The organism is Streptococcus sp. 2022WUSS083 (genome assembly GCF_044427155.1).
Lineage (GTDB): Bacteria > Bacillota > Bacilli > Lactobacillales > Streptococcaceae > Streptococcus > Streptococcus hashimotonensis.
In genome coordinates this window covers 272,285-292,041 of sequence record NZ_JAOTGK010000004.1, presented here as the reverse complement: position 1 = coordinate 292,041, position 19,757 = coordinate 272,285, and the positions used below count along the sequence as shown (strand labels likewise).

Sequence of the window (19,757 nt, the reverse complement as noted above, 5' to 3'; positions counted from 1 at the left end):
GTATGGCCAAGGGTGAGGGCAATGTGATTGCACAGAATAAAAAAGCCCGCCACGACTATACCATTGTCGATACAGTGGAGGCAGGGATAGTTCTGACGGGGACGGAGATTAAGTCTATTCGTGCGGGGCGGATCAACCTCAAGGACGGCTTTGCCCAAATCAAGCAGGGCGAGGCTTGGTTGGTCAATGTCCATATCGCTCCCTATGATGAGGGCAATATCTGGAATCAGGAGCCGACGCGGACCCGCAAGCTCCTCTTGCGGAAGAAGCAGATTGAGTCCTTGGGCAATGAGGTCAAGGGAACGGGGATGACCCTGGTGCCCCTCAAGGTCTATATCAAGGACGGCTTTGCCAAGGTCCTGATTGGGCTTGCCAAAGGGAAGCACGACTACGACAAGCGAGAGTCAATTAAACGCCGTGAGCAAGACCGTGATATTAAACGGACCATGAAGGCGATTAATGCTAGATAAGTTTGGTGTAAGAATGGACATTTATTGTCCAATCTACTGAATGAATAAGATTTATAAAAACGAATACAATAGTTCATGTCTTAGAAAAGAACTACTGTGTTCGTTTTTATTATAGTATCATAGGTGTAAAAAATGAATTATTGTTTTATAAAACGATACATATTGTTCGTAATTAATTGTTTGGTGTTAGTATTTGTAGAAATAGGTGTGAACAAAATTCGTTTTTTTGGTAAAATGGACTATGTTCTATGAAAGGAGAATAAATTTGACCTCACTATTTTTATTTTATATGAAGCGAGACTTAAAATCCTTTAAAACATTAATTGTCTCGGCGGTTTATTTTTTTATTACTTATCTTTTTATTCGATATGGGGATAGTGTTGGAAAAATTTTTGATAATTCGGATGGTTTCGCAATTTTGAAAGTTATGTATGCCGTTTTTGCTTTTGTTGGCTTTCTATTTGGAGCATCACTGTTTTCTAATATTATTTCTCAAGGGATTTCATCGAGGGATTTTAGATTTATTTTACCTTATAAATCTCGACGGGTACTTTATTTTTCAAAGTTTTTAATGTCGTTTGTCTTTTTCCTCTTACAAATTTTGATTGCAACGATAGTTGTGCTTGTGTTCCGAGAAGATGCCGTTTTTTCTTCCCAACAGTTTTGTAATATTAGTATTTTTTATTTTTATATGCTTTCGATTATCACATTTATTTCCACGATTAGTAAAAATGATCGAACAGCTATGCTATTAAATATCATTATTAGTATTATTTACCCTGCTATTTTTCTTTTTTCTAACATTGTCAATAATAATTTTTTGGATATGTTATTATGGATTACTCCTTATCACTATATTGAAAAAACATGGGAAGTTCTATTTTTAATGATTTTGTCGGTTGCTTTTTTATGTATTGGTGTTTCAGTTTTTGAGAAGAAGGAGATATAGCATGATTGAAGTGACGGATGTTTCCAAAGCGTTTAAGGAAAACATGGTTTTGGATAGTATTACTATGACTGCATCAGATGGGAAAATAACATCTATCATTGGTAGTAATGGAGCGGGGAAATCCACTTTAATAGCAATCATAATGGGTTATTATTTTTCAGATGGAGGAACAGTTCAGTCTGGAAATGTCTCAGTGATGCCAGATGCAAACGCTATGTTTGAGGATGTTACAGGTCTTGAATTTTTAAACTTTATATCAGACTTGAAAAACGTTCCTAGGGAAGAAGCTGTAAAATATGCTGAAATACTAGGAATCAAAGATGATTTACAAAAGAAGATTCAAGGCTATTCATTTGGAATGAGAAAGAAGATTAGCTTCATACAAGCTACTATCGGAAATTTCCAAAACTATATTTTTGATGAGCCAACATCAGGAGTAGATGGTCCATCTGCTCAAAAGATGTTAGAGATTATTCTGACATTGAAAAAGAATGGTGCGGCAATCTTATTAACATCGCACAATTTAGAAGAATTAGAGAGAGTTTCAGATTATATTTATGTATTGGAAGATGGTAAGATTACAAGAGAAGGAACTGTTATAGACATTACTTCTAGAACGTGTTTGACAGAGAAAGATTCTTGGATAGAGTATATCCTTAGGGTTAGAAACATTGATCTTTTACAATCGAAGTTGACAGAGTATTTTCCAGAGCAAATTGATTCAGAAACTCTTTTGATTAAACTTTCAAAAGGCGACACGATTTATTCTGTTTTTCAAACATTACAAGAAGTATCAGAGTACATTGACGAGTTTTACCTCTATAGAAGGTCATTGAGAGATATTATATATGGGCAATGAAAGGCTATCAATAGTCGCTAAGACTGGGAGAAATCCTGGTCTTTTTTGTTGGTTTTTATATATAAATTTATTGATAAATATGTCAACTAGGATATTCCAAAATTTCAATTTGAAATTTGGAAACGATTTTTAGAAATAAACCGATAATAACTTTGTTTTTTAATCCATAAATGTTATAATAATATTGCTGATATATAAATAATATAGGATCAAGCTAGGAGGTAAAATAACATAGGAAACTATAATGCTGATGACTAGACTGTTTATTTTATATGAAAAATAAGGATGGTGGTTTTTATGAAAAATAAAAGAAGTCCGGATACATTATTTTTAAGTGGCATAGTTTTAATGTGCTTTGGATACTTAAATTTTATGATAAAAACAACTTGGATTGATACTAGTGGTGATTTTTGGAATACACTCACACTTTATATATATCAATTATTCTGGAGACCTGTAGAAACCTTAAGTTTTTTAATAGGAGCTATATTATTTTGCAAAAGTTTTAAAAAATAATATGGAATTTCTGTTAATTTAGGGGTTTCTCATAACGTACCTCCATATACTTATGGACATATTATTGTAAAAGCTAATTATAATTTGAATGAGTACGATCTTAAGGTGAGATATCTAGGTACGAATAAGTATGTCAACGCTAGAAAGACTTATACTATTAGTAATGCGATCGGATGGACAGAATTAAGAACTTGGAAATAATGTGATACAAATGATAAGCCCCAGACAATTTCGAAACTATCTGGGGTTTATTATTTGATTTTCGAAGAATATTAATCCACCGTCACCATGGCTTTAATAGTTTTGCGGTTGGCCATATCCTTGTAGGCTTGGTCGATATTGTCCAGGCTGTAAGTTTGGGTGAAAACTCGACCTGGGTTGATGTCGCCTTTAAGAACAGCATCGAGCAAAATTTCCTTATCATAAGTTGTGACAGAAGCAGAGCCACCACCGATAATGATATTTTGAGCAAAGGTTGAGCCAAGGGCGTGGTTATTGTAATGAGGTACACCGACAAAACCGATGCGACCACCATTGTGAAGAACACCGAGGGCTTGGTCAATAGAAGCTTCTGTTCCGACACATTCGAGGGCAGCATCAGCGCCACCGCCAAGAATTTCACGGACTTTAGCAATGCCTTCCTCGCCCCGTTCTGCTACGATGGCAGTAGCCCCTGATTCCAAAGCCATTTGCTGACGATCTGCGTGACGGCTCATCATGATAATCTGAGAAGCTCCGCGCATTTTTGCAGCGATAACGGCACATTGACCCACTGCACCATCACCGATGACAACAACCTTGTCACCAGGTTTGACATCTGCAACACGCGCAGCGTGGTAGCCAGTTGGCATAACATCTGCTAGTGTCAAAAGGGATTTAATCATGCCTTCCGAGTAGTCACTTGGCTGACCAGGAATTTTGACCAAGGCCCAGTTGCCGTAGTGGAAACGAATGTATTGAGACTGGTAGTTGTTGCCCCAGTTGGTGTAGCCTGGATGGTTGTCACAAGTACCGTCAAAGCCAGCACGACAGGCATCACAGTGTCCGCAACCATGTGTAAATGGAACAATCACAAAGTCACCAGGAACAAGTGTTGTAATGTCTTCGCCTACCTCTTCAACGATACCGATAGCTTCATGACCAGAGTTGGTGTCACCATGGTCATGGTGAATGTCTTCTCCGTAGCCCCAAAGGTCTGACCCACAGACACAGGCCCGAACGACCTTGATAATGACATCATCCTTTGCTTGAAGGCTTGGTTTTTCGATTTCTGCAACGGTCATCTTACCGGCTTTTTCATAAATAGCTGCTTTCATATTCATCACACATTTACTTGTCAGTAAATATCCTTTCTGATTGATATGGAATATTATACACCTTGGAGTCAACTCCAAGTCAAGGAAAAAATGGGTTTGAATTCATATTTCCTTTGTGATAGACTAAGTGTATTGGAAAGAAAAGGAGAGATAATGACGGTTTTAGTTCCTTACAAACGCATGCCTATTTGGAATCAGGATACGGTTCCTCAGCATTTTTTGACCAAGCACAATACCAAGGTGGGTACTTGGGCCAAAATCAAGGTCTTGAGAGGCCAGCTCAAATTTGAGCCGATTTCGGATGATAATGAGATTTTGGGCGAATATGTCTATGGTCCGACAGATGATGTTCCTTTTGTGGAGCCGCAGGCTTGGCATCGGGTGACCCTGTTGACAGAGGATACGGAGTTTTTTTTGGAATTTTTCTGTCAACCAGAAGATTATTTTGCCAAAAAGTATGACTATACTCGGACGCATTCGGAAGTCTTAGAGGCTTTGAAGAGAATTGAGCCTTGTAAGGTCTTGGACTTGGGCTGTGGTCATGGCAGGAACAGTCTTTATTTGGCCCAGCAGGGATTTGAGGTGACGGCGGTTGATAAGGATGTGCCAAGTATTCGGACACTCTTGCAGGTCAAGGAAGTGGAGGACTTGGACTTGCAGGCTGGGACCTATGACATCAATTCAGCCAGTCTGGAGCAGGACTACGACTGGATTATCTCAACAGTGGTCTTTATGTTCTTGGAGCGGGATCGGGTGCCAGCCATTATCCGCAATATGCAGGAGCAAACACGACCTGGTGGCTATAACTTGATTGTGGCGGCTATGGATACGGAAGATGCACCCTGTCCTATGAATTTCTCCTTTACTTTTGGAGCAGGTGAGTTGAAGGAATACTACCGTGACTGGGAACTGGTCAAGTACAATGAAGATTTTGGTCAACTCCATAAGCGGGATGAAAATGGCAATTTCCTTAAGATGCGGTTTGCGACCATGTTAGCTAGAAAAAATGTGTAAAATATATCTGAAAGCACTTGCAAGGCAAGTGTTTTTGCGTTACAATGTAGGTGCAAATGGGTAAATCATATTATACTCAACGAAAATCACCTTCTGTTTGGGTCGGAGACTTGTGTAAAATAGTCTCTGGATTCCTATCTTTGGAAGGAGCCTACTTCTGATTTTCACAGAGTATCAGGAAAGGAGAAGTCTATGAAAAAGACTTTTGTTCGTATAGCCACATTTCTAATGTTGGTTTGCCTATTCCCTGCTCAACTTGTTCAAGCCTGTTCAGGCTTTATCATTGGGAAAGGGTTGACAACGGATGGTTCTATCCTTTATGGTAGAACGGAAGATTATCCCTATCCACCAGATAATGGAGCGCACAATAAAAATTATATTGTGGTTCCAGCAGCAACCTATGCTGAGGGAGATATGTTGGTGGATGAAACATTTGGTTTTACAGCACCACACTTGGCAAATGAGTTCAAGTACACCTCTACGCCTGATGCGGCGCGTGGGGATGGTTCAAATGGTAATTATGGGGCGCACGGTTTTAATGAAAAAGGCGTATCCATGACTGCTACTGTAACAGCTATTCCAAATGCTAAAGTCTTGGCAGTTGATCCTCTAGTTGAAGCTGGAGGGCTGGGAGAACCAATTTTGATTGATTATGTTCTTCCTAGGGTCACTAGTGCGCGTGAAGGTGTTGAGCTGATTGCAAAGACAATCGATGAAAAAGGCTCAGCAGAAGGGAATATTGTTATTATTGCTGACAAAAATGAAGTTTGGTATATGGAAATCTTGTCAGGACACCAATACGTAGCCATCAAGTTCCCTGAAGATAAGTATGCAATTTTTGCAAATACTTACTATCTAGGTCATGTTGATTTTACCGATACAGAAAATGTGATTGCTTCTGCAAAGGTTGAAGAAGTAGCCAAACAAGCGGATAATTATGTGATAGTCGATGGGCAGTTCCATATCGCTAAATCATACGGTCCTGCAACTTATGCTGAAGCAGACCGTTCCCGTGTGTATGCAGGTATTAAATTGATGGATCCAGCATCGCCTGTAACCTATGAAGATGCTGTGTATGATTTGCTACGTCAGCCAACAGATCCAAGTCGTCGCTTTAGTTTACAAGATACCTTTGCCTTACAACGTAACCGTTTTGAACATCTTCCAGAATTTCGTCCAGACGATGAAGCAGGCAAGGTAAAACAAGGGGATAATGGTGCGAATGACCAAGCGGCAGATGCAACTTATAAATACGCTCTTGGTAATGAAAACGTCATCGATGCCCATGTTTATCAGATCAATAGCAGCTTACCATCAGCTTTCGGTGGCACAGTCTGGTTGGGCTTGGCTCAGACAAGGAATACACCGTATGTTCCATTTTATGGTATTGTGACTGATACTTATGAAGCCTTTAAAAATCGCTCAGCTTCTTATGACACGAATTCATGGTACTGGACGGTACAAAATATTGATAAGATGGCCATCTCACACCCAGAGTTATTTGGTACATCGATTCAAGAAAAATGGATTGCTCTTGAAAGTGAATGGATTGCTGCACAGGCCGCTCTTGATGCTCAATATGCTGGACTTTCAGAAGATGCAGCTGTAGCCCTGGCTCCAACTGTAACCGAGGAAACCTTGGCTCGTTCAGCAGAGATTTTTGCCCAACTAAAAGCTGTTGAAGCTGAAATGATGGCAAAAATTGAAGCAACAACAACTCCGTCATCCAGCAGCACCGACTCATCAAGTAGTACTGAACCATCCACTAGTACCGAACCATCATCAAGTAGTACCGAAAACTCAACCAGTACTCCAACCAGTGCTTCAAGCAGTACAAGTCAGTCTACAAGTGCTTCTGACACAGGAGGAGCTACGGATACTGGAACAGTAGTGTCTTCTGATAAGAAAGTAACACCTACCAATAAAAAAGGTAAATCAAGTCTTCCTAGTACAGGTGAGCAAGTCAGCCTCTTGTTGGTGGCGCTAGGTGTTGCAGGAATTTTAACAGCAATTTTTCTTCATCGGAAAAAATCCAGTAAAGAATAAATGAATATGTAAAAGTAGGTTGGACTGATTTCAATCTACTTTTTTGAAACAACTTTGTTTACAAATGTAGTCGTATGTTGTATAATTTGTTTACAGATGTAGTCGGAAAAGGAGTAACCTATGAAACAAGCAAGCTATCCCATTCAAGGTATGACCTGCGCTTCCTGTGCTATGACGGTTGAGAAAGCGGTTGGTAAATTAGCAGGAATGGAAGAAGCTAGTGTCAACCTAGCGACTGAAAAATTGAGTGTTAGCTATGATGAAAAGCTTTTGGGACTAGAGGATATTCGTCAGGCAGTTGAAAAGGCGGGTTATCAGTTAGTCGATAATTTGGTGACCGAGTCTTATGATATTTCAGGCATGACCTGTGCTTCCTGTGCCATGACGGTTGAAAAAGCTCTGGGCAAACTAGAGGGTGTAGAAGAGGTCACTGTCAATCTAGCAACAGAAAAGGCGACTATCCGTTATAGCCGTGATAGGCAAAATCCAGCTAGTCTTGAAAGGGCAGTTGAGCAAGCAGGTTATCAGCTGATTCGACCAGAAGAAGTAGAAGAGGCTGCGGACAAGGGACCGAGCAAGGAAGAAAAGCTGTGGCATCGATTTGTCTGGTCAGCAGCATTTACTCTTCCACTGCTCTATATTGCTATGGGGCCGATGTTGCCTTGGGGAGGGCTTCCATTACCAGCTCTGCTCCACCAACCGCTAGTCTATGCGATCAGTCAAGTCATCTTGCTCATCCCTGTCCTCTATATCGGACGCAGTTTTTTCCAAAAAGGCTTTAAAACTCTCTTGCAAGGCCATCCCAATATGGATTCCTTGATTGCTGTTGGGACAGGGGCAGCCTTGGTTCAAGGTCTTTTGATGATTGCGTTTCTTTTGATGGGGAAAGAAGTGGCCATGCACGGTCACCATCCAGAACTGTATTTTGAATCAGCTGCCGTTATATTGACCTTGATTACCCTAGGAAAATATTTTGAAGCTAGAGCCAAAGGTCAGACTTCTGAGGCCATTAAGAAATTGATGGATCTGGCTCCCAAGACGGCCCAGGTCTTGCGAAATGGCCAGGAAATACAAGTGCCGATTGAAGAAGTGGTGGTCGGTGACCAGGTCATTGTTCGTCCAGGTCAGCAGATTCCTGTTGATGGTCAGGTTCTCGAAGGCCAGACACGTGTGGATGAGTCTATGCTGACGGGTGAGAGCCTACCAGTGAAGAAAGCTCTTGGCGATAATGTTTTTGGCGGTACCCTTAACCAGCAAGGCGCCATTACCATGCAGGCTACCAAGGTTGGTCGTGATACGACTCTGGCCCAGATTATTCGCTTGGTAGAAGAAGCACAGGGTTCTAAGGCTCCAATTGCCAAATTGGCTGACCAAGTATCTGCCATATTTGTACCAGTCGTCATGGGCTTGGCTCTCTTGTCCGGTCTGGCCTGGTACTTCTTGGGTCAAGAATCATGGATTTTTTCATTAAGCATCATCATCGCCGTCTTGGTCATCGCCTGCCCTTGTGCTCTGGGCTTAGCAACCCCTACGGCTATCATGGTTGGGACTGGAAAAGGGGCGGAAAATGGTCTACTGTTCAAGTCTGGTCAAGCTATTGAAACCCTACAAGGTGTGAACACCATTGTCTTCGACAAGACTGGGACCATTACTGAGGGCAAGCCACAAGTGACAGACATCCACCTTTTGTCTACTAAAAATCGTGAGCAGGTCCTCCAACTGGCAGCAAGTAGCGAGCAATTTTCCGAGCATCCCTTGGCTCAGGCTCTCCTGCAAGCAGCTCAGACAGAAAAGATTGATCTCTTGCCCGCCACAGATTTTCAGGCACTTTCTGGTCGTGGTCTTTCGGTGGCAATAGCAGAGCAGACCATCTATCTGGGAAATGAACGGTTGATGTGGGAACAGGGAATTGATGTTTCCAAAGGACGTGCAGTTGCGGAAACATTTGCCCATCAAGCTAAGACGCCTGTTTTCCTAGCCAGCCAGCAAGAATTACTAGCAGTCATTGCCATTGCTGATAAAGTAAAAGAGACCAGCCGTCAGGCTGTTCAGGCTCTGCAAACCATGGGACTAGAAGTTGTCATGCTGACAGGAGATAATGAAAAAACTGCCCAGGCCATTGCCAAGGAAGTCGGTATTGATCAGGTGGTCAGTCAGGTCATGCCAGATGACAAGGCCAAACAAGTCAAGTTCTTACAAGAACAGGGCAAGACAGTTGCCATGGTGGGGGATGGCATCAACGATGCCCCAGCTCTAGCACAAGCCCATGTGGGTCTGGCCATTGGTTCTGGGACTGATATTGCCATTGAGTCTGCCGACATTGTTCTCATGCATAGTGACATTTTGGATGTGGTCAAGGCTGTTAAACTCAGCCAGGCAACCATGCGGACCATCAAACAAAATCTCTTCTGGGCCTTTGCCTATAATGTAATTGGTATTCCAATCGCCATGGGGCTGTTACATGTATTTGGTGGACCTCTGCTCAATCCTATGTTTGCAGGTGCAGCCATGGCCCTCAGCTCAGTGTCAGTCGTCTTGAACGCTCTGCGATTAAAAACCTACAAACTATAGTGAAAATACCAGTCAAAAAACTGGTATTTTTGTTTATAAACGCTTACAATAAATATATTCTACTCTTCGAAAATCAAAATTATCCGTTGTCAACTCGCCTTGATGAACTCCAGTTCTATCTTCGGCTTCGTTTCCTAGACTACTTTTGATTTTCATTGAGTAATAAATGCAAGGGAGATGTTTATGACAACCTTTATTGGAAAACCGGTGACCTTGGTAGGTCCACGATTGCAGGTGGGAGATGTGGCTCCTGATTTTGTCCTCATGGCAAATGACTTGAGCTTGAAAAGCTTGAAAGACTTTGGCAAGCAGACTAAGGTCATCAGTGTGGTGCCTTCTATTGACACAGGGATTTGCGATACGCAGACCCGTCGTTTCAATCAGGAACTGGCTGACCGTGATAATACAGTTGTTGTGACTGTTTCAGCAGACCTCCCCTTTGCCCAAAAACGCTGGTGCGGGGCTGCAGGTTTGGAAGATGCCATCACCCTGTCTGATTACTACGACCATGCCTTTGGTAAATCCTACGGTGTGCTCATGCGAGAGTGGAATTTGCTGGCGCGAGCGGTCTTTGTCCTTAATGCCGACAATGAAATCACCTACGTGCAATACCTAGACAATGTCAACGAACATCCAGATTATGAAGCGGCTTTAGAGGCTGTTAAATAAAAAAAATATATAACGGTGTCTGAGCAGGCATCGTTTTTTGATAGCAAAAAGCCACCTTGCTCGGTGTGGCTTATTTTCGCTTATATCTCTGTAGGAGTTTAGCAGTTGCTAATCGGATAACAGCCAGATAGAAAACTGTCACACCAGCCATTTCCAGCAAGAGTTTCTGCAACTGCTTCCCTACTGTTATGGTAGACTGAGGATTTACACCAATCAGAATGGGATATTTTTCTTGGAAGGTAAATTGGAACTGATGTACCAATAGAAGTAGCATGAATAGGATGAGGGCATAGATAGCAACTTGGAGGAGAAGAGCAAGTAAGGTCAGGCTAGTGGCATATTGACCAGGGGAGAGTCCGTTGATAAAGAGGAGACCACGATGTTTGGAAAGGTCAGTTATCAGAAGCCAGACTAAGAGACAGCAGATGATGAGAGGAATCATATAGTTACTAACTGGAAGAAATTGTAACAAGGTCAGATAAAAATCCTTGGGAGCAGTAGGATAGTGAAAGGTAAGAGTTTGCTCTAGAACTTTTTTATAGACTGTGATACGTTCTGCCAGTTCGCTGCTCGTAAAATGATTGATTCTATTTCCCTTTGCCTCCCAGTTTTGCAAGGTCTGGTAGAGTTCTAACTCAGTTTCCAAGACCTCCTGACTTTTGCCTTGGATATGTTCCTTTTCTAAGTAGGTGGTCGCCAGTTCCAAGAGTTTTTTATAATAATCCATGCTTTCCTGGTCTAAGGCTTGGGCTTCCTTATCGTCAGCATACAAGACAATTTCAGCTTCTTTTTTGACTTGTATGATACGGGTTCGATCCTCAAATCGTAGGTTTTCGGCCTCTAGAACATTCCGATAGGACAGAGCAAGTGGGATAAGAGCCACAGCAGTCATGAGGGCTAGAAAAATAGCATTGCGTTTCAGTCGTAGAATGAAAAGGGACAGTAGATTCATGGTCAAGCCTTTCTATTCAAATAGTTCTTTATAGATTTCTTCGGACTGGTGCTCCTGAATGCTAATATCCAAAATTTCTAACTGACAAGACATGAGCTGGTCTAGATAGAAATGCAGACTGTGAACACTGGTGTCTAGCTGAATGCTATCATTGGCCAAAGTCAGTCCCTTCACTTGCCCAAGTTTCTGATAAACTGTCTGGTTGTCGCTGGTTTGAATGGTGTACTGTCGCCCAACCTGTTCCAGTTTTCGCTCGATGATTTTTCCCTGTTTGAGAAATAGCAGCTGGTCGGTTAGCTGGTCCACCTCGTTTAATTGGTGGGAAGATACGATAATGGTTGAACCATTTTTGGCTAGTTTCTGGAGCAGTTTTCTGGTCTGGATGTAGCTGGTCGGGTCCAAGCCGTTTAAGGGTTCATCCAAAAGCATGACCTGAGGCTTGTTCATAATACCGATAGCCAGCAGGAGATGTTGTTTCATTCCCAGGGAATAATTTTTGACAGGGATATTCACATAATCACGGATACCGATTTCTTGGATGACTTCCTCAATCCGCTCTTTGGGTAAACCTTGGATAGTTTGGACCAATCGCAAATGCTCCAGCCCAGTCAATTCAGGGTAGAGGACACGGTTGTCCTGCAGGTAGGCAAAGGTTTGGTAGACATTTGGATTATCGTGCTTTTTGCCATTTATTGAAATCTCTCCCGAATCAAAGGTTTGCAGGTTGGCTATGCAGTCTAGGAGGGTAGTCTTTCCAGAACCGTTTGGCCCAATCAAGGCCCAGATCCCAGGCTCTACCAGTTCTAGGTTTAGCTGGTCTAATATTTTCTTTTTCCCGTAGGATTTGCACAAATTGTGTATGGATAATCGCATGGTTAGACCTCACTTTTTCTTGTCAGGAGATAGAATTGTAGGCAATAGATGAGCAGGTTACTGATGAGAAGGACCGTAAAGACTTTTGGAATGCTGTATCCTGTAAATTGATGGTAGATGATAGCACTTCCGTCCGCCAGATTGCCTGCGTTCCATAGGCTAAATGGATTGAAGATATGGGGATAGAAGTTGGCAGAGATGACAAGTCCTAGTGTGACAACCAGTCCAGCCAGCCCATTTTTTAAGACTCTAGCCAAGGTCTGTGCTACTCCAAGCAAAAATAGAAGGTAGAGATAGTGCATGCCACAGGCCAGCAAGATGACTTGGTAAATAGGTTTGATAGCTGTTTGGATCAGGCTGAAATCAATTCCCTTACTGATATAGGTGGTGACGGGATAGGTCCAGCTACTATTTCCATTTAGCAAAAAAGCGATGAGAAACTGGCTAAGATAGAAGGTGAGAAAAAGAGCAGTATATAGTACCAGAAAGGCTAGATACTTGTTTCGCGTAATCCGAATCCTACTCAGACCTAGAGTTTGCAAAAGTCGAATCTGCCGGCTGGTTCCCTGCTGGTCCTTAATGAAAAAATTGGTGAAAGTTAAGAGAAAGAGAGGAAGGGTGATGACAAGGCCCAGCTGTTTTTGACCCTGCCAGATTTCATGACTGGTTCCTTTTAAGGCTTGTTGGCCCAGGCTCTTGACGATTTCTCTGTCTGTTGGTGTTTGGGGATTCTCAAAGGCCGTTAGGTAAAGCTCAGTTGGAAAGGCTGAGGGTATCCCTTTTTCTAGCAGATACTTGGAAATCAAGAAGGTATTTTCGATGGTTTGAGGGGTAAATTCATAGCTTTGATAGGCAAAGCTGATGTAGTGTCCGTCCCTCTGGTAGTTCTGGATATTTTTCTCATAAAAATAAGTCCAGTCCTCCTTCTTGACCGCCTCAATCTCCTTCTGGTAGTTGGCAATATAGTCTGTAAAAAATGTTTGTTCAGCCTGATAATCTTCTTCGCTGAGAGTTTGATTCAGATACTGTGTTTCTAAATCTTGTATGATATTTTCAAAATTTTGGATAGACTGTTCATAGTGTTGGATGACCTTTAATTTGGCCTGGCGATTTTGGTAGCCTGCTAGAAGGGAACTAGCTAGAATCGTCATCAGCATGACCAAGATAGCGACCAAGTTTTTCTTGATACGGAAAAATAGCTTTCCTTCAATTTGAAACATAGATACCTCCAGGGGAGAAATGGCGAACGGATAGATGTATAAATGTGTCATTTTCTATAATTATAATATAAACATAAATATAAATAAAGGGATTCTACAAAAGACTGGAATATTTTTGTCTAATTTGATATACTAAATTCAATAATTCAAAGGAGGGTCTTTTATGGAAAAGACACAGATTATTCAAGACGTTTTGGCCCTCATTCAAGACTTGAATCAGGCCTTTCAAACAGATAAAGTAGGGACAGCTGATGAACAGCGATTGCAACATAATTTGACAGAGACGACTCGCATTTTGACGGAGGCCAAGTCGGTCACCAATACAGAACTGATTGCGATTGAGAAATTCTACCGTTCGACCAGTTTTTTGGTTGGACTAGGCGACCTACGATTGAGTGAAACCAGCAGGCAGGCTTGGCGGGCATTTGACCGATATTATTACCAAACGATCAGAGAAGAACTCAAACTCTATGGCGGCTCTGCTATTGCCCAAGTGTAAAAGATGAAGGAGAGGGTGAAAACCCTCTTTTGTGCTATAATAAGTAGTAAGAATACAGTTGTTAGGAAGAGAAGAAGCGAGGTGTACCATGTCCTACATCCAAGTAAAGAATTCGTCGAAATACTACCAAATGGGGGATGCGACCATTGTGGCCAATGACAGCGTGTCCTTTGAGATTGAGCAGGGAGAGTTGGTCATCATTCTGGGTTCATCTGGTGCGGGCAAATCCACTCTGCTCAATATCTTAGGTGGCATGGATAGCAACGATGAGGGGGAGGTTTGGATTGACGGTGTGGATATCGCCAAGCTTTCAAGTCATGAACTGACCAATTATCGTAGAGATGATGTAGGTTTTGTCTTTCAATTTTATAACTTGGTTGCCAATCTGACCGCCAAGGAAAATGTGGAACTGGCAGCAGAAATCGTCAAGGATGCCTTGGATGCCGAGGAAGTCTTGGAACAGGTCGGACTCGGTCACCGAATCAATAATTTCCCTGCTCAGCTCTCAGGTGGTGAGCAGCAACGGGTGGCCATTGCCCGTGCTGTTGCCAAAAAGCCTAAAATTTTGCTTTGCGATGAACCAACTGGCGCTCTGGACTACCAAACAGGTAAGCAGGTCTTGCAAATCCTACAAGATATGTCCCGCAAGCAGGGGGCGACGGTGATTATCGTGACCCATAATAGTTCCCTAGCCCCTATTGCAGACAGGGTCATTCGGATGCGGGACGCCCGTGTGCACTCCGTTGAGTTACACGCAGAACCACAGGATATTGCAAGCCTAGAATATTAGTGGGTGAAACTATGAAAAAGAAAATCTACTGGAAGGATATGAGACAATCTCTGCTTTCTTCCAAGGGGCGTTTTTTGTCCATATTTAGCCTGATGATGCTAGGAGCTCTAGCTTTGACAGGTCTGAAAGTAACAGCTCCCAATATGGAAAAGACGGCCCAAGCCTATATCGTCAGTCATCGAACGATGGATTTGGCAGTCATTTCAGGTCTGGGACTTAGTCAAGCTGACCTTGACGAATTAGAAACGATAGAAGGTGCTACTCTTGAAGCGGGCTACTTTAAAGATGTGGTTACTAATGAAGGACAGACTGCAATTCGGCTGTTTTCAGCTCCCAAGACCCTATCGACCTATAAGCTAGTAGAAGGGGAAATACCCAGCCAAAAGGGGCAAATAGCCCTATCAGCTTCTTTCAAAAATCGTTACAAATTGGACGATACTGTTCAAGTGACGGAGTCTGATAAGGATGGAAAAATCTTGACACAGACAAGTTTTACTCTTGTGGGCTTTGTCGCATCAGCAGAAATTTGGGACAATGAAACCATGGGCATGGCTGCAAGTGGTGATGGACAGTTAGGTGGCTATGGCCTTGTTAGTCAGGATACCTTCAAATCAGAAGTTTACACTATTGCCCGTATTCGCTATGATGATTTGGTTGATTTACCATATTACAGTCAGGCCTATCAAGACAGGTTGGACCAGCACCAAGAAGACTTAGAAAAGTTATTGGCTAACAATGATGAACAACGATTGGCAACTATTCAGTCAGATGGACAGACAGATATTTCAAAAGGGGAAGAGGAGATTGCTCAGGCTCAATCCCAGCTTGAACAGGCAGAGTCAGAACTGGAAACAGGGGAGGAGCAATTAGCGACAGGTCGTAGAGAGTTTGCGCGTGGTAGGGCTAAGGTTGTCCAAACGGAAGCTGAATTACGAGCTACCCAAGCCCAACTATTAAAAAATAAGTTTGAATTGGAAGAAAGTAAAAAGGAATTGGACGGGCGTAAGGCTCAACTAGATCAGACTGCTTCGTTTCTAGACGGCTATCAGATGGAATTAGAAACGTCAGCCCAGCAGTTAGAAAAGGCCAAACAAGAATTGGATTCCCAAAATGCCCAACTGAGTCAGACCGCATCTCAAATTTCCACAGGGCGAGCTAGTTGGTTTCAAGCTCAGCAAGAGTTAGACCTTGAAATTGCCAATCACTTGCAAGAAGGTCAAACCCTCTCAGACTATCCTGACTTGTTGGCTAGACAGGAAGGTTTGGATGTTGAGAAAAGCCGATTGGACCAAATGGAATCTGCATATGAGCAGGCCAACCAAGCCTATTTACAAGGTTATGATTACTATCAAACCAAACAAAATGAATACAATAGCAATCTAGCCCAGTACCAAACTTGGAATCAAGAATATCAGGCAGGTTTGGCCCGTTATCAAGCAGGTTTGAGTCAGTATGAACAAGGCATTGCAGCCTACAATAAAGGAGTAGAAGACTATGAATGGGGACTGAGTCAGTTAGAGTCTTCAAATCAACTGCTCCGTCAGGAAGAACTCCGTTTGGAGGAGGCTGATAAAGAGTTAAGTCAAGCTCAATCCCAATTTTCTGAAAAGAAAGCTTCGGCCGATCAAGAAATTAGCCAAGCTCAAACCGAGATTGCTCAGGCTAAATCGGACTTAAGTAAGCTGGAAAAAGCGCCTTATCAGGTCTATACTCGAACAAGCCTACCAGGGGGGGATGGCTATACTACCTATAGCAATGCGACTAGGTCTATTGCGGCAGTGGGCAATGTCTTTCCAGTTGTTCTCTACCTTGTTGCAGCTCTAGTGACCTTTACCACCATGGCCCGTTTTGTCGACGAAGAGAGAACCCAGTCAGGTCTCTTCAAGGCCCTTGGCTATACGAATAGACAGATTATGGCTAAGTTCATTCTCTATGGTTTGGCGGCAGGTCTGGCAGGAACAATAGTCGGCATAATAGCAGGCAATCTCCTCTTGTCTCCACTTATTTCCAACATTATTACGCAGACAACCGTGATAGGACCAGCTAAACTTCATTTTTATCCCCTTTGGACAGGTTTAGCCTTGCTCCTGTCTCTGGCTTCCTCGGTCCTGCCAGCTTACTTGGTGGCTCGTCGGGAACTGACAGAAAAACCTGCTCAGCTACTTTTACCTAAGCCACCGGTTACAGGCTCCAGCATTTGGCTCGAAAAATGGCCGGCTATCTGGTCTCGTCTAAGCTTTACCCATAAGGTGACAGCCCGGAATATCTTCCGCTACAAGCTTCGTATGCTTATGACCATCTTTGGAGTAGCAGGGACCGTCGCCCTTCTTTTTGGAGGACTGGGTATCCGTTCCTCTATTTCAGGAGTTGTCCAACGACAGTTTGGGGAGCTGATCCATTATGATATGTTGGTGGTGGAAAATAGCAGAGCTACTGAGGAAGAGTTGGATAAGTTAACACATTTTCTTCAGTCAGATCAGGTTCGCCAATCCTTGCCAGTGGCTTTTGAACAGCTCAATCAAACGGTGGAAGAAAACGGTCAGAGAAAGAATCTATCGATTAGTCTCTACATTTCAGACCGTCGGGATTTTGGAAATCAAGTCAGTCTGGAAAGTTCGACAGGTCAGCCTATTAAACTGAGTGACAGGGGGATTGTCCTCACAGAAAAATTGGCGCAAATCTACGGAGTTTCAGTTGGTGATAAGTTATCACTGACCTTGGAAGATAAGGAAGTTTCAGTCAGGGTAGAGGCTGTGGCTGATATGTACGCAGGGCATTTTATCTATATGACAGATAGCTATTACGAACAAGTGACCGGCAAGCAGAAGACTGCCAATGCCTATCTGGTTCAGTTGAAAGACAGTCAGTTGGGGCATATTCAGACTCTTGCAAGTCAACTCCTAGCGATGCCAGCAGTCAGAAGTTTGGTTCAAAATACTTCTCTTATAGACATGCTTACCACGATTGCAGGCTCGCTTCAGACCATCATGACCATTCTAGTCATCCTATCCATCTTGCTTGGCTTGGTTATTCTTTACAACCTTACAATTATCAATATGTCCGAACGGATTCGTGAATTATCCACCATCAAGGTACTGGGCTTCCACAATAGAGAGGTGACCATGTACATCTATCGCGAAACCATTGCCCTTTCGCTGATTGGTATGTTGGTTGGACTGGTTGGCGGTATTTATCTCCACAAGCTCCTTCTTGCCATGATTGGTTCGGACAGTATCCGCTTCAATCTATCTGTCGGACTAGAAGTCTATCTCATTCCTATCTTAGCCATTAGTGGAATTTTGGCTGTTCTTGGTTGGTATGTCAATCACCATCTGAGAAAGGTGGATATGCTGGAGGCCTTGAAGTCAGTTGATTAAAACAGTCTGGGAATAGACTGTTTTAACCCGAGCCTTGAAATGGGAGAGCGAGGCACAGTCTTGGTTTGGAAGGAATTTTAAAAAGAGAATGACAGTCTTGCGATTCAAAAGAGGCTGGGCAAAAAGCCCAGGACCACTACTCAGAGTTCGTGTCAACATCTCAGCGCAGTGGTTGATTGGCAGATTTGTTCGTGTTTCACACTCCAAATCTGACCTAATCAACTGTGCGGGGGTGGGAAGACGAACTCTTTTTATCTTGGTCGAATTCTTTCCCACTCCCTTTTCTGTAAACACAAGCCTAGAAGTGTGCTATAATCATCTCATGAAAAAAATAAGTGATTTAGGATTAACAGGTCGAAAATTAGTTGGAGAAGGTCTAATCTTAGTCTTCATCGGTATTGGATTTTTAATTGCTGGTTGGCAATTTCCAGGACTGATTCTTCGATTTGTTCACGCAGGTCTATTCTTTTTGGCTTTATATGAATTGAGCATGAAATTTTTCAGAAAGAAGAAATCGAGTGAAAGTGTCATTGCGCTAGTTGGGAAGGCTGTTCTTTTCGGGATCCTAGCCAGTCTCGATTTAGCTGTTCAAATTCCCCTCTATTTCGCGGCTATTTTTGTTGGGATTTATCAACTTTTTACAGCTCTTATCAATTTCATTACTTTTTACCTATATCGAAAAGATGGGGTACAGCCACGGATTCGCTATTTAACAGATGGAATTTGGTTATCCTTACTAGGTTCAGCTTCCCTATTTGTGTCAGGTACACAGCTAGTTGTTCAAACAATTGTCATCGGAGGGTATCTAGTCTTGTACGGACTAACTAATCTGCGTGATGGCTTCTTGTTTGAGGAGGCGATTGAGCAACAAAATCTTAAGCGCCATGTCCGTTTGCCCCTACCTTTATTTTTAGCAGCTTTGATTCCTCGTATGACTCTGCAAAAAGTCAATGATTACTTGGCGGATAATAAGGGACAAACGGCTCAATCTATCTATAACCGCCACAAAGAAATTGCGGAGCTTCCAGCATTAGAAGTCTTTGTACACGTTGGAGAAGAAGGGTTCGGAGCAGTTGGACATGTTGATTTGAGTTACAAAGGGCAGGTCTACGGTTTTGGTTCATATGATGTCCTGTCAGAGCGTTTGGGTGGTGCGATTGGTGACGGAGTTTTGTTTAAAGCTGAGCGTCAGGCCTATATTGATTTTTGTAATCAAGAAGGAATGACTATGTTGGGCTATCAATTGGCATTGAGTTCTGAGCAGGAAAAAGCGGTAGAAACTCGACTAGCTGAAATAGAAGGTTTACTGCTTCCATGGCAACCAAGTGCAGAAAAGGTCTCTAGACGGTCAGACGGCCAGCCTATCGAAATGTATGCCTACCGAATGAAAGAGGCAATACATGCGGAATTATTCAAATTTAGAAAGTCTAAATTTAAAACCTATTTCGTCCTATCTACTAATTGCGTTCTTCTGGCTGATTCTGTGATTGGACAAGCTGGAACCGATATACTTGGTATGCGTGGATTTATCGCACCCGGAACCTACCAATCTTACCTGGATCAAGAATACGAAAAACCTCATAGTTTAGTAGTCGCAAAGAACATTTATTATCGAAAAGAGAAATCCTAGTCACTG

General features: G+C 42.6%; 16 protein-coding genes. 12 read left to right on the top strand and 4 right to left on the bottom strand.

Annotated elements, in window-relative coordinates; genetic code table 11:
* Nucleotides 1–2 precede the first annotated feature (2 nt).
* The 4 genes from smpB (at nucleotide 3) to ODU41_RS07150 (ending at nucleotide 2,794) form a co-directional block, all read left to right on the top strand.
* Nucleotides 3–470 (top strand): SsrA-binding protein SmpB, encoded by a 468-nt coding sequence (gene smpB / locus ODU41_RS07165; protein WP_277696668.1) that lies wholly within the window; start codon nucleotides 3–5, stop codon nucleotides 468–470.
* A gap of 265 nt (nucleotides 471–735) precedes the next feature.
* A complete protein-coding gene (locus ODU41_RS07160; protein ID WP_398578833.1) occupies nucleotides 736–1,419 on the top strand; it encodes a hypothetical protein in 684 nt (227 codons plus the stop codon).
* Between the two features lies 1 nt (nucleotide 1,420).
* Complete coding sequence (locus ODU41_RS07155; RefSeq protein WP_398578832.1) at nucleotides 1,421–2,278, top strand: ABC transporter ATP-binding protein; 858 nt, start codon at nucleotides 1,421–1,423, stop codon at nucleotides 2,276–2,278.
* Nucleotides 2,279–2,575: 297 nt separating this feature from the next.
* Nucleotides 2,576–2,794 carry a hypothetical protein gene (locus ODU41_RS07150; protein WP_105133781.1) on the top strand — a complete coding sequence of 73 codons (219 nt, stop codon included), beginning with the start codon at nucleotides 2,576–2,578 and terminating at the stop codon, nucleotides 2,792–2,794.
* Between the two features lie 272 nt (nucleotides 2,795–3,066).
* Here the strand turns inward: ODU41_RS07150 and ODU41_RS07145 are convergent, their stop codons facing one another.
* On the bottom strand, nucleotides 3,067–4,110 hold the full coding sequence (locus ODU41_RS07145) for a zinc-binding dehydrogenase (RefSeq protein ID WP_029186286.1): 1,044 nt from the start codon (nucleotides 4,108–4,110) through the stop codon (nucleotides 3,067–3,069).
* A gap of 153 nt (nucleotides 4,111–4,263) precedes the next feature.
* On the opposite strand from ODU41_RS07145, the gene tehB reads away from it, so the two are divergent.
* The 4 genes from tehB to tpx all read left to right on the top strand — a co-directional run bounded on the left by tehB (nucleotide 4,264) and on the right by tpx (nucleotide 10,410).
* On the top strand, nucleotides 4,264–5,124 hold the full coding sequence (gene tehB, locus ODU41_RS07140) for an SAM-dependent methyltransferase TehB (RefSeq protein ID WP_044773431.1): 861 nt from the start codon (nucleotides 4,264–4,266) through the stop codon (nucleotides 5,122–5,124).
* Between the two features lie 192 nt (nucleotides 5,125–5,316).
* Nucleotides 5,317–7,170, top strand: a complete 1,854-nt coding sequence (locus ODU41_RS07135; protein WP_398578831.1) for a C69 family dipeptidase — start codon at nucleotides 5,317–5,319, stop codon at nucleotides 7,168–7,170.
* A 120-nt stretch (nucleotides 7,171–7,290) separates the two neighbouring features.
* A complete protein-coding gene (locus tag ODU41_RS07130) occupies nucleotides 7,291–9,741 on the top strand; it encodes a heavy metal translocating P-type ATPase (protein WP_398578830.1) in 2,451 nt (816 codons plus the stop codon).
* A 183-nt stretch (nucleotides 9,742–9,924) separates the two neighbouring features.
* Nucleotides 9,925–10,410 carry a thiol peroxidase gene (tpx, locus tag ODU41_RS07125; RefSeq protein WP_398578829.1) on the top strand — a complete coding sequence of 162 codons (486 nt, stop codon included), beginning with the start codon at nucleotides 9,925–9,927 and terminating at the stop codon, nucleotides 10,408–10,410.
* 70 nt (nucleotides 10,411–10,480) lie between these two features.
* Here tpx and ODU41_RS07120 read toward each other — a convergent pair whose 3' ends face one another.
* Genes ODU41_RS07120 through ODU41_RS07110 form a run of 3 tightly spaced genes read right to left on the bottom strand, consistent with a single transcriptional unit; the run spans nucleotide 10,481 to nucleotide 13,455 of the window.
* A complete protein-coding gene (locus ODU41_RS07120; RefSeq protein ID WP_398578828.1) occupies nucleotides 10,481–11,362 on the bottom strand; it encodes a hypothetical protein in 882 nt (293 codons plus the stop codon).
* A 12-nt stretch (nucleotides 11,363–11,374) separates the two neighbouring features.
* Nucleotides 11,375–12,235 (bottom strand): ABC transporter ATP-binding protein, encoded by an 861-nt coding sequence (locus tag ODU41_RS07115; protein WP_398578827.1) that lies wholly within the window; start codon nucleotides 12,233–12,235, stop codon nucleotides 11,375–11,377.
* A gap of 2 nt (nucleotides 12,236–12,237) precedes the next feature.
* Entirely contained in the window at nucleotides 12,238–13,455 is a 1,218-nt protein-coding gene (locus ODU41_RS07110) for a hypothetical protein (protein ID WP_398578826.1), read from the bottom strand.
* A 163-nt stretch (nucleotides 13,456–13,618) separates the two neighbouring features.
* Here ODU41_RS07110 and ODU41_RS07105 point away from each other — a divergent pair, with 163 nt between their 5' ends.
* From ODU41_RS07105 to ODU41_RS07090, 4 genes are all read left to right on the top strand, one after another.
* The gene (locus tag ODU41_RS07105; protein WP_398578825.1) at nucleotides 13,619–13,954 is read left to right on the top strand and encodes a helicase BlpT; all 336 of its coding nucleotides are present in this window, start codon (nucleotides 13,619–13,621) and stop codon (nucleotides 13,952–13,954) included.
* Nucleotides 13,955–14,042: 88 nt separating this feature from the next.
* Nucleotides 14,043–14,744 carry an ABC transporter ATP-binding protein gene (locus ODU41_RS07100; protein ID WP_015646609.1) on the top strand — a complete coding sequence of 234 codons (702 nt, stop codon included), beginning with the start codon at nucleotides 14,043–14,045 and terminating at the stop codon, nucleotides 14,742–14,744.
* Between the two features lie 11 nt (nucleotides 14,745–14,755).
* On the top strand, nucleotides 14,756–18,121 hold the full coding sequence (locus tag ODU41_RS07095) for an FtsX-like permease family protein (RefSeq protein WP_398578824.1): 3,366 nt from the start codon (nucleotides 14,756–14,758) through the stop codon (nucleotides 18,119–18,121).
* 322 nt (nucleotides 18,122–18,443) lie between these two features.
* On the top strand, nucleotides 18,444–19,751 hold the full coding sequence (locus ODU41_RS07090) for a hypothetical protein (RefSeq protein WP_398578823.1): 1,308 nt from the start codon (nucleotides 18,444–18,446) through the stop codon (nucleotides 19,749–19,751).
* Nucleotides 19,752–19,757 lie beyond the last annotated feature (6 nt).